Source organism: Ensifer sp. GW821-FHT05G01, from assembly GCF_059419585.1.
On the sequence record NZ_JBWKSC010000022.1, the window covers coordinates 48,936 to 65,978 of the forward strand.

A 17,043-nucleotide genomic window follows, 5' to 3' on the forward strand; every position below is an offset into this window, starting at 1 on the left:
ACTTCTTGGCTCTCACGCTGCTGATCTTCGCGGGTTACGGGCTTTTGGGCGCCGATGCGGACGACAAGCCGGACACCATTGCCGTTACAGCGCCGAAGATCGAACAAATGGTGACCGTGTTCACAAAGACGTGGCAGCGCCCGCCGACAGCCGAGGAACTGAAGGGCCTGATCGACGACTACGTGAAGGAAGAAATTCTGGTTCGCCAGGCGCTGGAGCTCGGGCTCGACAGGGACGACACGGTCATTCGTCGCCGCTTGCGTCAGAAGATGGAATTCCTGAACGCGGCCGACGCTGAAAGGCTGACAGCGACCGATGCGGAGCTGGACGCCTATCTCAAGGCCAATCCGGCCACGTTCCAGACCGATTCGATGCTGGCCTTCCAGCAAGTGTTCCTCAACCCTCAGCGGCGCGGCAACAGGATCGCGCAGGACGCGGCTTCCATCCTCGAAGCGCTGCTGACCAAGCCGGCCACGGATCGCGTCCTTTTTGGCGACCCCACGCTGCTTCCGCCCGACCTGCCGCTTTCGGGCAAGACATCGATCGGCCAAACCTTCGGTGCCGAATTCGTGGAAGAACTCGAGAAGGCCCCGCTGGGTCAGTGGACGGGTCCCGTCGCCAGCGGTTTCGGATTGCATCTGATCCGGGTGTCTGAGCGCGTGCCCGGCCGAGCACCGGAGCTCGACGTCGTGCGCGACGTCGTTGCGCGAGAGTGGATGAACGCCAAGCGCAGAGAACTTGAAGACCAGCGGTTCAACGAACTGCTCAAGCGCTATGCCGTAAGCATCGAAAGCCCAGTTGGTTCGGAATCCGACCCATGACGCGGCTTGGCGCCCTGCTGGCAGCGCTCATCCCCATGTTAGTGGGCACGCCCGGCATGGCACACGAGATCAGGCCGGCCTATCTCGACATGCGCGAAACCGCCCCGGACGAGTTCGCCGTCGTCTGGAAGGTGCCGGCGCAGGGCGACAGGCGTCTCGGGCTCTATGCAAGTCTGCCGAAGCGGTGCATCGAGAAAGCCGAACCGGCAAAGTCGATCGTGGACGGAGCATATCTGGAGCGAAGGACCGTTGCCTGTGCAGGCGGATTGAAGGGTGGCGAGATCACCATCGACGGCCTCAGGTCGACCATGACCGAAGCGCTCGTTCGCATCGAATATGAGAACGGAGACACAGAGGTCGTGCGCCTCATGCCGGACGCGCCTTCCTTCACAGTAGCCGGCGCACAGACCAGCATCGAGGTCGCCCAGACCTATTTCCTGCTGGGCATCGACCATATACTGTCAGGCCTCGATCACCTGCTCTTCGTGCTTGCGCTCATGCTGCTCATTCGAGACCGCTGGATGCTGGTCAAGACGATCACGGCCTTTACTGTCGCGCACAGCATCACGCTGGCTGGAGCCTCGCTCGGATATTTCAGTTTGCCGCAGAAACCGGGGGAAGCGACGATCGCCCTGAGCATTGCATTCGTCGCAAGCGAACTGATCAAGATGAAGCCGGGCGAAAAGCGGCTCTCCGAGAGCTATCCCTGGGTCGTGGCGCTCGCGTTCGGACTGCTCCATGGTTTCGGTTTCGCCGGCGCCCTCATGGAAATCGGCTTGCCGCAATCCGACGTGCCGCTGAGCCTGCTAACATTCAACCTGGGCGTCGAGGCAGGACAGCTGATCTTCGTCGCCGCGGCGCTGGTGGTGCTTCGGGCAGCTGGCACGCTGAGCATGATACGGCCCGCGCCGGCGCGTCAGTTCGGCGCCTACATAATCGGTACCGCCGCGATGCTGTGGCTGGTTTCGCGGATCGCCGGGTTGGGGGCGTGAGCAGCGCCAATCCCTGAAGGCCTGCTTCTCGCTGTGTTCAAGACGAACTGAGCTAAGTGCAGAAGGACAGCCTTGTGCCAAGCTGCGCCGTCAAGCAAGTCCAGAGGGCTGCAACCATCGACAACGACGCTTGGGCGACGGACACCTCCGCTATCTAGCGCGCATGGGCGATCTCAGATGACGCGATTTTTTTGTCCGCGCCCAGATCGCTTATCGGATATCGCCCCTTCCGACCATGAAGTTTCTGTCTATGCTCGGTTCGACCTCAGCGTACGATTTTGAGCCGTTCTTGTTCTGACCCATGTCGTGCCGTGGATCCACTATGCAGCCCGCAACATGCTCGACATCGCCTGCGTCGTGACGGTTCCTGTGCGAGGACAAGCCAATTGCTTGTCGTCGGCTGGAAATCTGCGTGAAACTCGCATGGTGCGCGCGATGGCCGACGCAGGTCGTGCTGTTGCATTGCCCAGAAAAGAATGAGCGTACCAGGCGGCGGCCGCTCTGGCGGCCATAGCCCGTTCGCGCGCGGCTTGGCCGGTTAAAAGGGTCGCCGCAGGAGGTTCAGCGCAAGCGCCGGCCCTAGGCCGGGAACCGGGACCGACTACCCCCGGCAAGCCGCTCCCCGCTCTCGCGGCGCTCCGCAGTGCTCGAACAACGCCAAGCCGGTCTTTTGTACGTTGCGAACGAAACGAGGGCCTTGGCCTGCACAGGCTCACTCAAAGCATCGACAAAAAACCGGCGCTTAGAAACACTCCCGTGGCGCCCGATGGAATGCAAATTCTATCGTCATATTTGCGTTGCATATTCATTTCATTTCGTTTCTACTACTTTTTGGTTTCGCAGCGAAGGTTGCGCAAGCTTCGATCGAGCAGGATCGATTTCGCCGGGCATGCCTGATGACCTGGCTTTTGAGAAATGGGAGGAATCATGTTCAGACATTTGAACTGGACCGTCGTGGTCGCGTCCGCATTTTCCGCCGGCTTTGCTTCAAACGCAGTGGCCGCCACCGAGCTCTCCTGGTGGCACGCCATGACCGGCGCCAACAACGAGGTTGTCGATAAGCTGGCAAAGGAATTCAACGACAGCCAGACCGCCTACAAGATCGTGCCCGTCTTCAAGGGAACCTATCCAGAAACGTTGAACGCCGGCATTGCCGCGTTTCGTTCCAAGCAGGCGCCCGCTATCCTGCAGGTGTTCGATGCCGGCAGTGGGGTGATGCTGGGCGCCGAGGGTGCAATCCTGCCGGTGGCAGAGGTGCTTCAGAAGGGCGGTTACGAATTCAACAAGGATCAGTATCTGCCGGGCATCGTCGCCTACTATTCGAAGGCTGACGGCACGATGCTGTCTTTCCCTTACAATTCGTCATCGCCAATCCTCTATTACAACAAAGATGCGTTTTCGAAGGCCGGGCTCGATGCAGAGAAGCCGCCGAAGACCTGGCCGGAGGTATTCGACGCCGCCAAGAAGATCAAAGCAAGTGGCGCCTCGGCCTGCGGCTTCACGTCCACCTGGCTCACGTGGATCCAGACCGAGAACTTCGCCGCCTGGAACAACGTGCCCTACGGAACGAATGAAAACGGGCTGGCTGCTCCCGACGTGGAACTGAAGATCGACGCTCCGCTGTTCGTCCAGCATTTCCAGGCGATTGCCGATCTCGCAAAGGATGGCACGTTCCGCTATGGCGGCCGTACCTCGGAGGCCAAGCAGCTCTTCACTTCCGGTGAATGCGCCATTCTGACGGAATCCTCCGGCGGGCTCGGCGACATCATCAAGTCGGGCATCAACTACGGTATCGGCCAGTTACCCTATTATGAGGGCAATGGCCCGCAGAACACCATCCCGGGCGGTGCAAGCCTCTGGGTATTCGGTGGCAAGTCCGACGATGAATACAAGGGCATCGCCGAGTTCTTTAATTTCCTGTCGAAGACGGAAATCCAGGCGCGCCTTCACCAAGTCTCGGGCTATCTGCCTGTCACCCTTGCCGCCTACGACGAAACCAAGAAGTCGGGTTTCTATGTAAAGAACCCCGGCCGCGAAACGCCAATCCTGCAGATGATGGGCAAGGCACCGACAGAAAACTCCAAGGGCGTACGACTGGTCAATCTTCCGCAGGTTCGAGACATCCTCAACGAAGAGTTCGAAGCGATGCTTGCCGGGCAGAAGGATGCACAGGCAGCCCTGACCGAAGGCACCAAGAAGGCGAACGCCGCAATCGCGGCTGCCGTCGGAAACTAACGACGCAACAGCAGACCCACCCCGGGCACCATCCGGGGCGGGTCATCTCCTCACGCAAAGAAGGGGGTCGCTTTGCAGCCTGTCGTCTTTCCCAATAAAATCCTGCCTTATCTCCTGCTCGCGCCTCAGATCGTGCTCACCGTCGTCTTCTTTTTCTGGCCCGCAAGCCAGGCGCTTTACCAGTCGGTGCTGCGTGAAGACCCGTTTGGCCTCAAATCCGGCTTCGTCGGCCTGGCCAACTTTCGCGCCGTGCTTTCAAATCCGGACTATCTGCACTCCGTTGAAGTGACGGTGGTGTTCAGCCTGGCGACAGCGCTTCTGTCGATGGGCGTGGCCCTTTTGTTGGCAACGGCGGCAGACCGGGTGGTTCGCGGCAGGAGCGTCTACCGCACCCTGCTGATCTGGCCCTATGCCGTAGCACCAGCCGTGGCCGGCATGCTCTGGCTCTTCATGTTCAATCCGGCGATGGGCACATTTGCCTATATGCTGCGGCGGAACGGCTTTGCCTGGGATCCGCTTTTGAACGGTGACCAGGCCATGGCGCTGGTGATCGTTGCGGCTGCCTGGAAGCAGATCAGCTACAATTTCCTGTTCTTCGTCGCCGGACTGCAAGCGATCCCGAAATCGCTGATCGAGGCTGCCTCGATCGATGGCGCGCGCGGCGCGCGGCGCTTCTGGACGATCGTCTTCCCGCTGCTTGCGCCGACCACCTTTTTCCTACTCGTGGTCAACACCGTCTACGCCTTCTTCGACACGTTCGGCATTATCCATGCAGTGACCGGCGGCGGTCCGGCAAAGGCGACAGAGACCCTCGTCTACAAGGTCTACAATGACGGTTTCGTCAATCTCGACCTCGGCAGCTCCGCGGCACAGTCGGTCATTCTCATGGTCATCGTCGTGGCGTTGACAGCGTTTCAGTTCCGCTTCGTCGAGAAGCGGGTTCACTACTCATGAGGCGATCAGATGATTGAAAAACGTCCCATCGCCAATTTCATAGGTCACCTCGTGCTGATTATCGGCGTCATCATCGTCGCCTTTCCGATCTACTACACCTTCGTCGCCTCCACCCGCACCTCGGTCGAGATCATCCGTCCGCCAATGTCATTGGCACTCGGCGATCAACTGACCGAGAACTATACAGAGGCGATGTCTGAAGGCGTCGAGCGCGTGGTCGGGGTCAGCCTTGAACGGCTCCTGTTCAATTCGACCGTCGTTGCGATTGCGATCGCGGTCGGCAAGATCGTCATCTCGTTCCTGTCGGCCTTCGCGATCGTGTTCTTTCGCTTTCCGCTGAAAATGGCCTTCTTCTGGATGATCTTCATTACGCTGATGCTGCCGGTAGAGGTGCGCATCCTGCCCACCTATAAGGTGATCGTCGACCTCGGCCTGATTGATACCTATGCCGGCCTGACGCTGCCGCTGATGGCGTCGGCAACCGCGACCTTTCTCTTCCGGCAATTCTTTCTGACGATCCCGGGCGAACTGGTGGAAGCGGCTCGCATCGACAATGCCGGCCCCTTTCGTTTCATGCGCGACATCCTGCTTCCGCTTTCAAAAACCAACATAGCAGCGCTGTTTGTCATCCTCTTCATCTATGGCTGGACCCAATATCTCTGGCCGTTGCTGGTGACGAACGACGCGAAGATGAACACCATCATTATTGGCTTGCGTCGCATGGTCGATTTCACCGACGCCTCGACCCCCTGGAACTACGTGATGGTGACGGCGATCCTCGCGATCATCCCGCCGATCCTCGTCGTTGTCCTGATGCAGCGCTGGTTCGTCAAAGGCCTTGTGGAGACTGAGAAGTAATGGCTCAAATTACCTTGAACAACGTCCGCAAGGTCTATGGCGGCAATATCGAGGCGATCAAGGGGGTCTCCCTCCAGATCGATGATGGCGAACTCGTCGTCCTCGTCGGCCCTTCCGGATGCGGAAAGTCCACCCTTCTGCGTATGATCGCAGGTCTCGAAAGCATCAGCTCCGGCGAGATCGCCATTGGCGACCGAACGGTCAATGATCTGGAACCGGCCGAACGCGACATCGCGATGGTGTTTCAGAACTACGCGCTCTACCCGCATATGACGGTGTATCAGAACCTCGCCTACGGGCTGAAGAACCGCAACACCCCGAAGGACGAGATCGAACGGCGTATCTCCAAGGCTGCAAAAACCCTGGAAATCGAACCCTATCTCCAGCGCAAACCGCGCCAGCTTTCCGGCGGTCAACGCCAGCGCGTCGCCATGGGACGTGCGATCGTGCGCGAACCGGCTGCGTTCCTGTTCGATGAACCGCTCTCGAACTTGGACGCGAAGCTGAGAGGACAGATGCGCATCGAAATCAAACGGTTGCAGCGGTCTCTTGGCACGACCAGCGTTTACGTGACGCACGACCAGATGGAGGCAATGACACTTGCCGATAAGCTGGTGGTGGTCAACGGCGGGCAGATCGAGCAGGTCGGATCGCCAATCGAACTCTACGAAAAGCCAGCGACAACCTTTGTGGCGACCTTCATCGGCTCACCGTCGATGAACCTTCTAAAACATGCAGAAACGCTGGAAGGCTGGTGGATCTCACCTAATGTGCCGAAACCAACAGGCGCATTGACGATCGGCATCAGACCGGAAGATTTGGTCGTCTGCGAACCCAACGCGACGGACTTTGATTTCACCGCCAAGGTCCGCATCGACAGCATCGAACTCGTCGGAGCGGAGAGCTATGTGCACAGCAAATTCGCCAATGGTCAGGACCTGGTGTTCCGAGTTCCGGGACGTTCGGTCCGCCAGATCGACGATCACGTTACCGTGGGTGCGCTGGCCAAGGACCTGCATGTGTTCGATGATAGAGGCCGGCGCGTGGACTAACACCACGAGGACTTGACGAGCGGAGTGGCGGCTAAGGCCGCTTCGCTCGTCAGCGCTGTTTAGCCCCGACCCGCGCTTCGATCGCGAAACTAACGAAGAATATCAAGTATGCAGCACAACAATCTAATATCGTTCTCTATTCTCCGACCTTCCTAGCGCTTTCGACTTCTGCTTTGAGCCTCTCGAGGTGATTACGGCAAGCTTTTTCCACGAGATCGATCAGCTTTTCGGTCCGGTCCAGGAGCCACATCAATGCTTCTTCAGTAATCTCATAATGTCTTGAATAGCGTGCCTTTACATAGGCTTCGTTGACGATGTTAAACCAAGCAGAGAAACGCTGTTGGTCGCGCGGCCAGATCTCCGCCAGCTCGCGATGCTGCTCTTCGGCGCGACCACGCAGGAAGTTCAGGTTATGGGAGGCTGGGCTGTAGTTGGTCAGTACCAGAAGAAGCGTGGCGTAGGCTTGTTCGATCGACTGGTGCAGGAGAAAGGCAGCCTCCTTCAGGTTGTTTTCGCTCACGCAAAATCGAGCCGTCTTGGAAAATACCCTTGCATGCGGGAGACGGTCTTCGAAGTAGCCCGTCGCGATCCGCAAGGCATCGACTTTGGAAAGCGGTTTCGGCAGAGCTAGTGGTTCGTCATCTAGTTCGTAGAGCACGATCCCGTCGTTTCGAATCTCGATAAAGAAGTACTGGCCCTCGTAGAGAGAGGTATTCACCTCGCGCCGGGAGTGCACGATCAAGCTAGTGGGTGTTTCGATCCCCGACAGCCGCAGCAGACGATCCTGTGCCTTCGCCCAATATCGCCCGAAATCCGTCAACTTGCTGTTGTTCACAAGAACAAGGATATCGTAGTCCGAGCGGTAACCCTTTTTCGTGTGCGGCTCATCCACCCAATTTCCACGTCCATATGAACCGAATAAAATGATCTTCAGTATGCGGCCGCGTTTCTTAAAGTCGGCGGAGCCGTCTTTCAGTGCATCCTCGAATTCCTCATGCAGAACCTCGACGACGCGAGCGAGTTCGCGCTGCTTACGCTCAGGAAGATGAGCGATGCTCGATTTCATCGGCGCGTGACTGTGTTGTGGGCCCTGCATTCGTCAACCTGTGGCATACGATTCGCGACACTCTAAACCGCGGGCAACGGAGTGAGAACCCTCTTACGACCGTGGTCAAGGGTGATACGCGCACTTATGCGTCCATGTCTTTGACACCGATTTTGTTACCGCTGATGGGGCAGCACGGGGACGGGATGGGCCTTCAGACGACGGTTGATCCAGCTCTTATCCGCGGGTTGGTTACCGCACTTCCGTAATTCGTCTTGGGCCATCCCTGTCTAGAAGTCGGGCGTTGGAATCTGATGTCCAGCCACATAGGGTCGCCGGGAATTCCCCACCGCGGCCCATCCCGTCTCCGTGCTGCCCCTGATGTCCGCCGAGGCTCCGGCGCGGGCAAAGCCCCTCATTGAGGCGGCGCCCGCGCTGGGGGGCAGCTGGTTGCAACTTGGACCTTTAAGGGAGCAGCGCACCGCATCGTCAGCGCACCGGTTCGACCTGGTGGCCGATGGCCCACAGGAACGCTGCCATCTCGCGCGCGATCGCCGCAACGACGATGGGGTTTTTCTTGCCCGCAGCCGTCAGGCGCCGGTAGCGGCCGCACAGCCGCGTCTGCGCTTTCCAGGCGATCTCCCGCACCGCCTTCGGCAGACCCTCAAGCCGGACGCGAATGGTTTCCGTCACCCTGGCGGGATGGCGATAGCTCCAGGCGCCCTCGACCAGGACGCGGCGCGCACGGCGGTTTCCGGCCAGCGTCAGGCCGCCGCGTTTGACCGTCTCGCCAGTCGACCGTTCCGAGGGTACGAGGCCCAGGAAAGCCATCAACTGCCGCGGGTTGTCGAAGCGGCGTACATCGCCGACTTCGCTGACGAAGGTGACGGCAACAAGGAAAGAGACGCCGCGAAGCGCCTGATAGGCCGTGACCACCGCTGCCATAGACCAACTCGGCACCAGCTCGGCCAGCTGAGCATCCAGCCGCGCCAGCCGGTTCTGCGCATCGGTGATCGCGTCGATCTGGTCCTGGAAGACGATTTGCTGGACCGGGTGATCGAACTTCTGTGACGCCAGCCAGCGGACATGCGCACGGCTCCAATTCTTGTGGCCAGTAAACACGCGGCCATGGCGCAGCAGGAACGAGAGCAGTTGCTGGCGTTTCTTGCGCAAATCTTCGCTCGCTGCGGCCCGCACCCGCACCAGATCGCGCACCGCTTCATGCACCGTGTCGGGAACCCATATTCCCTTCAACTCATCGGCCCGCAAAAGCCGCGCCAGGCTGACCGCATCGCGCCGGTTCGTCTTGACCCGTTCGCCCGCCCGCTTCGGGATCAGCGAGGGCGCGACGACATCACAGCGGTGGCCGAGTTCAACGAGCTGGCGATAAAGCCCATAACCGGTCGGACCCGCTTCGTAGCAGAAGTGCAGGCGTCGAGACTTGCTCTCCAACTTGCGCACGAACCGTTCCACGGCCGCCGGCGTCGCCTCGATCTCGCCGAAACACCGAACTTCTCCATTGCGTCCGCTCTCGGCAATTGCGATCGCGTGCTTGGCTTTCGAGACATCGACACCGACGTAAAAAACGCTATCCTCGGTCATGGTCCGTCCTTTCCTTGCTGGGGCTCGGCTCGGCACTCCCAAGCAACCCCCGTTTGCTTTACAGCTGCAAAGACTAGGACGGGCCGCCGCTCAGACCACGGTCATAACGTCTAGCAATATTATGAAACAGCAGGAGGATTTCAGCTTTAGCGCCTTACCAGCCAATCTATCTTAACCCATTGCCTGCACGGACTCGATCGCTTCCATGCCCCCGACCTTGCCGGCGTAGGCGGCCCAGACTTTCCGAACGCCCGCGATCCATTGGTCGCGATCCTCTGCGGCATGAATTCTCGCGCCACCAGCTTTTGCCGTCTCCACCGAAGCAAGCTCATCGACAACGATCAACGCGTTGAAATACCGCGCGCCCTCGATCGCAGCATCTCGAAGGACATCCTGCTCCTCAGCCGCCAGGCCGTTCCAAAAGGGCTTGGCAAAAACGATTGCACCCGAGGCCCAGATGTGGCCAGTCTCGATCAAATCAGGGACCACTTCGTAGAGGTTGAAGCCGGCATAGGCGGACTTCGTCAGGTCCATGCCATCGACGACACCGGTTGCAAGCGCGTTGTAGGTCTCGGTGATCGGCAGGCCGACCGGAACGGCACCGAAGCGAAGCCTCACCCTCAAGCTTCACCTTCAGCGCGTCACCAGGCTTCGAAGTGACTGTCGCGCGCACATGGTCGGCATCCCGGAAGAGAAACGGCATATCGAACAGTTGGCTCTCGAGCACCCAGGCAGACAGGGCAGACAGAGTGGACAAGTTGCCCTGGATGGCGCCCAAACGAAGCCCCTCGTTGACATCTTTCTCGCCTCCGAGGGCCGCGTTCGGGACAATGTTGTAGGCAAACCGCCCTGGCAGCTTGGCCTCGACGAGGTCGCGGATCTTGAGCCAGACCTTGGTTTCCGGTTTGTTTTCGCCCAGCAGCGACGCGATGAGCACGGGGCGTGCGGCGGAGGCCCGGCCCGTCAAAGCCGGGGTAGCAAGCGCTGCGGCACCGGTGGCAAGCAGGCTCAGGTTGAACGCACGGCGATTGAGGCGAAGCATTTCGATTCCCTCCCTAAGGGTTCAAAAACAGGCAACGAGTGCTGCGGAAAAACTGAGAAGTGCGAGAGCCGACAACAGCGCGAGCAGAAAGGGTCGCGACGCGGCAAACAGCGCGACCGCGGGCACGCCGGAAGCATTGCCGACGGTCTGCACGAGGATGCCGACGGGTGGTGTCAAACCGCCGATCATCAGATTGACGACCAGGATGACGCCGAAATGAATTGGATCGATGCCGGCGGAAACGGCGATCGGCAGCGTGAGCGGCGCGAACAGCAGGATCGCTGCCCCGATATCGAGGAAAAGTCCGACACCGAGCAGCAACAGATTGAGCACGGCGACCACGAGAAAGGGATTGGACCCGAGCCAACTCGCTGCAGACGACAGGTGAGCCGCAACGCCATCAACCGCGATGAGAAATGCGAAGGGCGCGGCTGAACCGATCAACAGCAGTATCGCCGCGGTTTCGCGCGCCGATTGGCGGAAAGCGGCGCAGATCCCGTAAACGGCTGTCCGCTTCAAGAAAGCTGCGATCAGGGTATAGGCGGCCGCAAGCGCTGCAGCCTCCGTGGGTGAGACCACGCCGGCGCGAATACCGGCAACGACGATGATTCCGAGACCGAAGGCGGGCAGCGCCCGTACGCCGAACCGTCGGGACTCTCCGGCGGATGCCCTGGCGGTGCGCGCCGTCGTCGCGTCGTTTACGTGGATGGCAATGGCAAGCGTAGCTGCCATGAGCAGACCCGCCACGAAGCCCCCGGCCAGAAGCTTGCCGGTCGACAGGTCTGCGGCTGCCGCCAGAATCAGAAAGGCGATCGATGGCGGGATGATATTGTCGAGCACCGAGACGGCAGCAATCAGCGCGCCGGCGCGCTCAGGCGGAGTGCCGTGCGCAGTCAACTGCGGCATGAAAGCGGCGGAGCCGAAGGCCGCATTGGCTATCGACGATCCGGAGGCTCCGGAAAACAGAACACCTGTCAGCAGCACGGTTTGACCGAGCCCGGCGCGACGGTGGCCGACAAGGGCGGCGGCAAAGCTAACCAAGTCACTGGCGATCCCGGAGGCTGTCAAAAGCGCACCGGCGAGCAGGAAGAATGGGATGGCGGTCAGAAGATAACGCGACAGGCCGGACAATGTGGCCGCCGCCATCGCCTCCTCTGGCATCGGCGCGCCGAAAGCGACGGCGACATACCCCGCAGCGATGAAAGCATGGGGGAGCGGCGTTCCGGCGACAATTGTCAGAAGCGCGAGGCAGCACAGCATGAAGCTAGGGGACACCAGGTCCAACGGTGGCACCGCCCCGACCGCCGAATGCAATCCGACGGCAATCGCAAGCATCGAGACGAACGCGACAAGCCGACCGTCCGCGACGTGGCGGAGCAGGATCGCGACAATCGCCAGCACTCCTCCGGCGCTCAGCATGGCCGGGCGCAGTCCCTCGGAAAGGCCGAGCGAGGGCGAAACACCGCCGAGGTCCAGCGCCGCCTTTCCGCTGCCGGATATCACGACGATGCAGGCGACCAGAGTGATGGCGCCGGAAAATATAGTGCGCAGGTCTTGGGGCACGAACCGGTTTTCCGACGAGAAAGGCTTGGTGCCTCTGTCGTCGACGATGAGTTCGCTGCGCGCGGATGGTCTTTGCTCACGGCCATCGCTAGACGCCGGCCGTATCTCGAATAAATCGATCCGCAACCCCTTCGCCGTCGAAGCGAGCGGTAGCCCAATCGAGACAAGTGCCACCAGCAGCCAACTTGCCGCTTCTTCCGCACCGGTGAAACCACTTGCGGCAACATACCGAAGAGCGATGGAAACCGTCACGGTCGCGAGCAGGACCGAAAGCGTCAACGCCCCGGCAAGCTCGAGCGTTCGCTCCAGCCGCAGCGACAGAGCCTGCGCCATGCTAGCGAGCATTGGGCTGCCACCAGCGGTGGAAGTGATGGACCGGTCCCCGCCCCTGTCCGACTTTTAGATCTCCGGCGGCAACGATGGCACCGTGCAGATAATCTTTGGCAACGATGACGGCATCCGCCAAGGAAAGGCCGCGTGCCAGCCCGGCGGCAATCGCCGCCGATAGGGTGCAGCCCGTACCGTGGTCATTCGTCGTTTCAATGCGCGGCGCCGTCAACCGAACAGACTCTCCCCCATCAAAGAAGATATCCGTCGCCTCGGGGCCGTCCCCGTGCCCGCCTTTGATGAGAACCGAGCGCGCGCCAGCTTTTAGAATGATCTCGGCCTGATGGGCCATCTCCGTCTCATCCGTCGCGATGGAACGCCCGGTCAGCAACGCCGCTTCCGGAAGGTTGGGCGTTGCGATCAGCGCCATGGGCAGCAACTCCTCGCGAAGCGCCGCAATGGCATCCGGGCGCAGCAGAGCGTCACCTGATGTGGCCACCATCACGGGATCGAGCACTGCCATCTTGTCATATCGCCGAAGCCCCTTGGCGATTACGGCGATCGTTTCCTCGCGAGACACCATGCCGATCTTCACTGCTCCAACAGCAAGGTCCGAAAACACCGCATCAATTTGAGCCTCGACAATCGCCGGCGAGATATCCTCGACCGCCGTCACACCTCGGGTGTTCTGTGCGGTGATAGCCGTGATCACGCTTGCGCCAAAAACGCCGAGCGCCGAGAAAGCTTTCAGGTCCGCCTGGATACCCGCACCGCCGCCTGAATCGGAACCAGCAATGGTGACTGCAATAGCGGTCATCGTGCAGCCGCCTTCAACGCACGATCGACGCATGCCCGCAACTCACGGGTGGCTGCCGCCGGATTCACTGCAGCAAAGATTGCGGAAATGACCGCGACGCCATCGGCTCCGACAGCAACGACTTTCCCGGCGCGTTGGGCATTTATCCCGGCGATGGCTCCGACCGGCAGATCCGGCTTAGCCGCGAAAAGCGTCGCGCGAAGCCTGGCGAACCCTTCCAGACCGACCGGGGGATCGGGATTGCGTTTCGACAGCGTCTCGTAGACCCCACCGATACAGGCGTAATCGATCGGCGAACCAATCGCGGCCCGCGCATCCGCTTCGTTCTTGACCGTCAAGCCGATGATCGCAGCATCGCCCATCATTGAGCGGGCCGTGGCCGCGTCCATGTCGTCCCGCCCGAGATGGACGCCATCGGCGCCCACCGCGAGCGCCACATCGACGCGATCGTTGATGACAAAAGGCACGCTGGTTCCGGCAAGGGCAGCACCGATTGCCCGCGCCTGTTCGATCATCTCCCGTGTCGAGTTCGTCTTGTCGCGATACTGGATGAGTGTCGCGCCATTGAGCGCAGCGGTACGCGCCAGATCAGCCAAGTTCGCTTTGTCTGCGAGGCGCGCATCGATGAGGGCATTCAGGCGATATTCAACCTTCGGCATAAGAAATCCTGGCATTGGCAATGATATCCTCAGGGCGGAGCGCTGCGAGCGCATCGCGGAAGGCGGCCTCGAAGGTGCCCGGGCCGCTCGATCGTTGCGCAGCGATTTCAGCGGCAATGCCGCTTGCCAGCAATGCGCCCGTGGCGGCCCTCAGGCGATCCCGCTCGACGGCCATGAAGGCCGCGATCAAGGCGCCCGAGAGGCACCCGGTGCCCGTGACTTGCGCCATAAAGGGGTGGCCGTTCTCAATCCGGGTCGTATGTCGATCCAGCGTGAGTTCATCGACGGCGCCCGTCTTGATTTTCAAGACACCGTTAGCCTCACCGATGATGTCCATCTCGCTTGCATTGCCGCGAAGAACGGAAGGCCCGGATGCGATGAGTTCCCGGGCAAAGGCAAGCCGCGATGGCGAATAATCGCAATGCACGGGATCAACGATCCACGGCTTGTGGGCGCTGCGCGCAACGGCTGTTGCCAGGCGGATCGCCGCGCGACGTCCTTCATCAAGCGTGCCGAGATTGACGACGAGCGCATCGGCGCGTTGGGCAAAGGCCTCGACCTCTTCTGTCGATGATGTCATGGAGGGGATCGCGCCAAGCGCCGCAAGGCCATCCGCCACGAACTTCTGCACCACCGTGTTCATCAGGCAGTGCACACGCGGACGCTGTTGTCGGACACGCGCCAGCAATGCAGCAGCATTTTCGACGAATCCAGTTTCGCCCGTCATCGGATTTCCACCGCTATATCGTCGACATCAGGTGCCCGGCTGATCAGCCCGCTTTCAGCAAGGAACTTGCCGAACCGCTCGTAGCGACCATAATCAAGTGCAGCCGGCCTTTTGGCGAAGCGAGGCAGGGTGTCGGTGAATGCTCTGCGGTTGAGCTCGTCATCGAGGTTTGGATAGGCCTTGACGAACAGCTTCCAGGCTTCGCCAGGATGATTGGTGAGCAAAATCGCACCCTGCTCCACCGCGGCCAGGAAGAGCGGCAAGCGCCCGTCGCCAACCTTTGCCTTGTCGGCAACGAAGACGAGCTCGTCATAAACAGGAACACCGTGTTCCTCCGGGAAGAAGGATCGACCTTCATGCCCTTCGAGGCGCATCTGCGTCAGCTCAAAATTCCGGAAGCCGCCGATCGTCGCGTCCACCTTGCCAGCGATTAGCGACGGGGAAAGGGCGAAGTTGACGTTGACGAGTTCGACGTCGTCCTTCTTGAGGCCCGCCGAGGCAAGCATTCGGCCGAGCATCGCATCCTGGAAACCGGAGACGGAAAAGCCGATCTTCTTGCCCTTCAAGTCGGCAAGGCTGCGGATCGGACCGTCGTCAAGGACGGTGACGGTGTTGAGCGGCGTCTCGACCAGTGTACCGATGCGAACCAGAGACAAACCCGCGGCATGATCGAGATAGAGGTTCGGCTGATAGTGCACGCCGATATCGGCCTGCCCGGATGCAACGAGACGCGCAACGCTTGAAGGGTCGGCCGGCGGAACCAGCTCGACATCGAGCCCCACCTTTTCGAACAGGCCGAGTTCTTTGGCGACGACGATCGGGGCGTGGTCGGGATTGACGAACCACTCCAGCATGACGGTCAGTTTTTCGGCGGCGGTTGCCGAGCCAGCTGAAAAGACGACGCCGAGTGTAACACTGGCGGAAAGCAGAAGTTTGCGGATCATAATGTTATGAACTCTCCCAATAGATCTCAAAAATTCAGGTTTCTCGCGCCCAGTGCGCTAGTGGACGGGTTGCCTCATCGACGAGCAGCCTGAGGCCGACGGCAAGCACAGCAAGAATGGCCATCGCAGCGAAGACGACATCGGTTTGCATGCGGGCATTTGCCTGAACGATAACGAAGCCGAGGCCGGCCGAGGCGCCTACCCATTCGCCGACGACGGCGCCGAGCGGCGCCAAGGGGGCCGCAACGCGCAGGCCCGTGACGAGCCCCGGCAATGCCAGCGGCAGCCGCACTAGCCGCAGCGATTGCCAGTGACTTGCTTTGGTCAGCGCGACAGCATCAAGGATCTGCGCATCGGTGCGGCGCAGGCCGTCTGAAAATGCGGAGACAACGGGAAAGAAGATGATGATCGCCGCCATCACGATCTTCGAGACCATGCCGAAGCCGAACCACAGCACCAGCAAAGGCGCAATCACGAAGACTGGAAAGGCTTGGAGCACAAGCACGAATGGCCAAACGAGCTTTCCTAGCCGTGGGAAAGCCGCCAGACCAATTGCCGTCGCCACGCCGAACGCTGTACCGACCGCGAGACCGGCCAGCATCTCCGCGATCGTCACCAAGCTCTGCTCGAGCAGAAATCCCGGCTGCCGGGTAAACACGGCGAGCACCTCAAGCGGCGTCGGCAGCAGATAGCGCGGCAGCGCGAAAACAAGCACCGCCGCCTGCCAGAGGACGGCCAGCACAACAAGGCTGCGAACAAATGCGAATACCAGACGCATCGCCGGTCAGCAGACGCAGCAACCCGGACGAAATGCGAACCCGCCATCTGGCGGCAACTTGGCAAAAGACAGCATCGAACGATCTCCAGACAAAACATCACGGAGATCCAGGTGAAAGCGAAGACGCGATTAGAATGCCAAAAGCGGCTCTTTTCCCGTTCCTACGCCGGCATGACCCGGATCAGGTTCAAGGGTCCGGCTCACCGCCATCTCAGCACAGAATAGTGCTCCCCTCGGAATGCCCAAGTCTATGCGACAAGTGCAGTACGCTGTCAATATTATCAAAATCAGCGGGTGCTGCGCGCAGAGTGCTGCCCTTGGAAGGCATTTAGTAAGTGCATGCGGGAGATAATCGGTGCCCCGACGGTGATAGTCGAACAGTCGAGGTTTAAAAATTGCGGATTCAAGCCTGAACGAAGTGACATCACACCGTGTTGCACGTAAGCGGTGATGCCAATCATACGGATGGCGCACTACTTGCGCCTCGGACTCAGATAACGTTAGGGGCTCTACTATGAAAGTCACGATGATCGGCGCCGGCTATGTCGGCCTTGTATCGGGTGTGTGTTTTGCCGATTTCGGCCATGACGTGGTCTGTCTCGACAAGGACGAAAGCAAGATCGACGC

Annotated in this window: 15 protein-coding genes, 1 pseudogene and 1 riboswitch; of the genes and pseudogenes, 7 read left to right on the forward strand and 9 right to left on the reverse strand. The window is 60.2% G+C overall.

Annotated elements, in window-relative coordinates:
• The first annotated feature begins 5 nt into the window (after nucleotides 1-5).
• From AC07UR_RS33655 to AC07UR_RS33680, 6 genes are all read left to right on the forward strand, one after another.
• Entirely contained in the window at nucleotides 6-821 is an 816-nt protein-coding gene (locus tag AC07UR_RS33655; RefSeq protein ID WP_234942096.1) for a peptidyl-prolyl cis-trans isomerase, read from the forward strand.
• On the forward strand, nucleotides 818-1,813 hold the full coding sequence (locus tag AC07UR_RS33660) for a HupE/UreJ family protein (protein WP_209793355.1): 996 nt from the start codon (nucleotides 818-820) through the stop codon (nucleotides 1,811-1,813). The genes AC07UR_RS33655 and AC07UR_RS33660 overlap by 4 nt, the downstream gene beginning before the upstream one ends.
• 927 nt (nucleotides 1,814-2,740) lie before the next feature.
• Nucleotides 2,741-4,048, forward strand: a complete 1,308-nt coding sequence (ugpB, locus tag AC07UR_RS33665) for a sn-glycerol-3-phosphate ABC transporter substrate-binding protein UgpB (RefSeq protein ID WP_234942097.1) — start codon at nucleotides 2,741-2,743, stop codon at nucleotides 4,046-4,048.
• 72 nt (nucleotides 4,049-4,120) lie between these two features.
• A complete protein-coding gene (ugpA, locus tag AC07UR_RS33670; protein ID WP_209793358.1) occupies nucleotides 4,121-5,002 on the forward strand; it encodes a sn-glycerol-3-phosphate ABC transporter permease UgpA in 882 nt (293 codons plus the stop codon).
• A gap of 9 nt (nucleotides 5,003-5,011) precedes the next feature.
• Nucleotides 5,012-5,860 (forward strand): sn-glycerol-3-phosphate ABC transporter permease UgpE, encoded by an 849-nt coding sequence (gene ugpE / locus AC07UR_RS33675; protein ID WP_209793360.1) that lies wholly within the window; start codon nucleotides 5,012-5,014, stop codon nucleotides 5,858-5,860.
• Nucleotides 5,860-6,912: a sn-glycerol-3-phosphate import ATP-binding protein UgpC gene (locus AC07UR_RS33680; protein ID WP_209793362.1), complete on the forward strand. Its 1,053-nt coding sequence runs from the start codon at nucleotides 5,860-5,862 to the stop codon at nucleotides 6,910-6,912. Before ugpE ends, AC07UR_RS33680 begins: the two co-directional genes overlap by 1 nt.
• 136 nt (nucleotides 6,913-7,048) lie before the next feature.
• Here the strand turns inward: AC07UR_RS33680 and AC07UR_RS33685 are convergent, their stop codons facing one another.
• From AC07UR_RS33685 to AC07UR_RS33725, 9 genes and pseudogenes are all read right to left on the reverse strand, one after another.
• A complete protein-coding gene (locus tag AC07UR_RS33685) occupies nucleotides 7,049-7,978 on the reverse strand; it encodes a nucleotidyltransferase and HEPN domain-containing protein (RefSeq protein WP_209793364.1) in 930 nt (309 codons plus the stop codon).
• A 468-nt stretch (nucleotides 7,979-8,446) separates the two neighbouring features.
• A complete protein-coding gene (locus AC07UR_RS33690; RefSeq protein ID WP_209793366.1) occupies nucleotides 8,447-9,559 on the reverse strand; it encodes an IS110 family RNA-guided transposase in 1,113 nt (370 codons plus the stop codon).
• 171 nt (nucleotides 9,560-9,730) lie between these two features.
• Nucleotides 9,731-10,601 (reverse strand): annotated as a pseudogene (locus tag AC07UR_RS33695) (TRAP transporter substrate-binding protein).
• Nucleotides 10,602-10,622: 21 nt separating this feature from the next.
• On the reverse strand, nucleotides 10,623-12,509 hold the full coding sequence (locus AC07UR_RS33700) for a TRAP transporter large permease (RefSeq protein ID WP_209793368.1): 1,887 nt from the start codon (nucleotides 12,507-12,509) through the stop codon (nucleotides 10,623-10,625).
• Nucleotides 12,499-13,308 carry a bifunctional hydroxymethylpyrimidine kinase/phosphomethylpyrimidine kinase gene (thiD, locus tag AC07UR_RS33705; RefSeq protein ID WP_209793370.1) on the reverse strand — a complete coding sequence of 270 codons (810 nt, stop codon included), beginning with the start codon at nucleotides 13,306-13,308 and terminating at the stop codon, nucleotides 12,499-12,501. Before thiD ends, AC07UR_RS33700 begins: the two co-directional genes overlap by 11 nt.
• Complete coding sequence (gene thiE / locus AC07UR_RS33710; RefSeq protein ID WP_209793372.1) at nucleotides 13,305-13,967, reverse strand: thiamine phosphate synthase; 663 nt, start codon at nucleotides 13,965-13,967, stop codon at nucleotides 13,305-13,307. Before thiE ends, thiD begins: the two co-directional genes overlap by 4 nt.
• Nucleotides 13,954-14,694 carry a hydroxyethylthiazole kinase gene (locus AC07UR_RS33715; protein ID WP_209793374.1) on the reverse strand — a complete coding sequence of 247 codons (741 nt, stop codon included), beginning with the start codon at nucleotides 14,692-14,694 and terminating at the stop codon, nucleotides 13,954-13,956. Before AC07UR_RS33715 ends, thiE begins: the two co-directional genes overlap by 14 nt.
• Nucleotides 14,691-15,635 carry an ABC transporter substrate-binding protein gene (locus tag AC07UR_RS33720; protein ID WP_327795907.1) on the reverse strand — a complete coding sequence of 315 codons (945 nt, stop codon included), beginning with the start codon at nucleotides 15,633-15,635 and terminating at the stop codon, nucleotides 14,691-14,693. The genes AC07UR_RS33715 and AC07UR_RS33720 overlap by 4 nt, the downstream gene beginning before the upstream one ends.
• Nucleotides 15,636-15,672: 37 nt before the next feature.
• Nucleotides 15,673-16,416 carry an ABC transporter permease gene (locus AC07UR_RS33725; RefSeq protein WP_209793378.1) on the reverse strand — a complete coding sequence of 248 codons (744 nt, stop codon included), beginning with the start codon at nucleotides 16,414-16,416 and terminating at the stop codon, nucleotides 15,673-15,675.
• Nucleotides 16,417-16,557: 141 nt separating this feature from the next.
• Nucleotides 16,558-16,660: riboswitch (TPP riboswitch) on the reverse strand.
• Nucleotides 16,661-16,930: 270 nt separating this feature from the next.
• Between AC07UR_RS33725 and AC07UR_RS33730 the strand changes: the two genes are divergently transcribed.
• On the forward strand, nucleotides 16,931-17,043 hold a 113-nt coding region (locus AC07UR_RS33730), incomplete at its 3' end, for a hypothetical protein (RefSeq protein WP_494700486.1).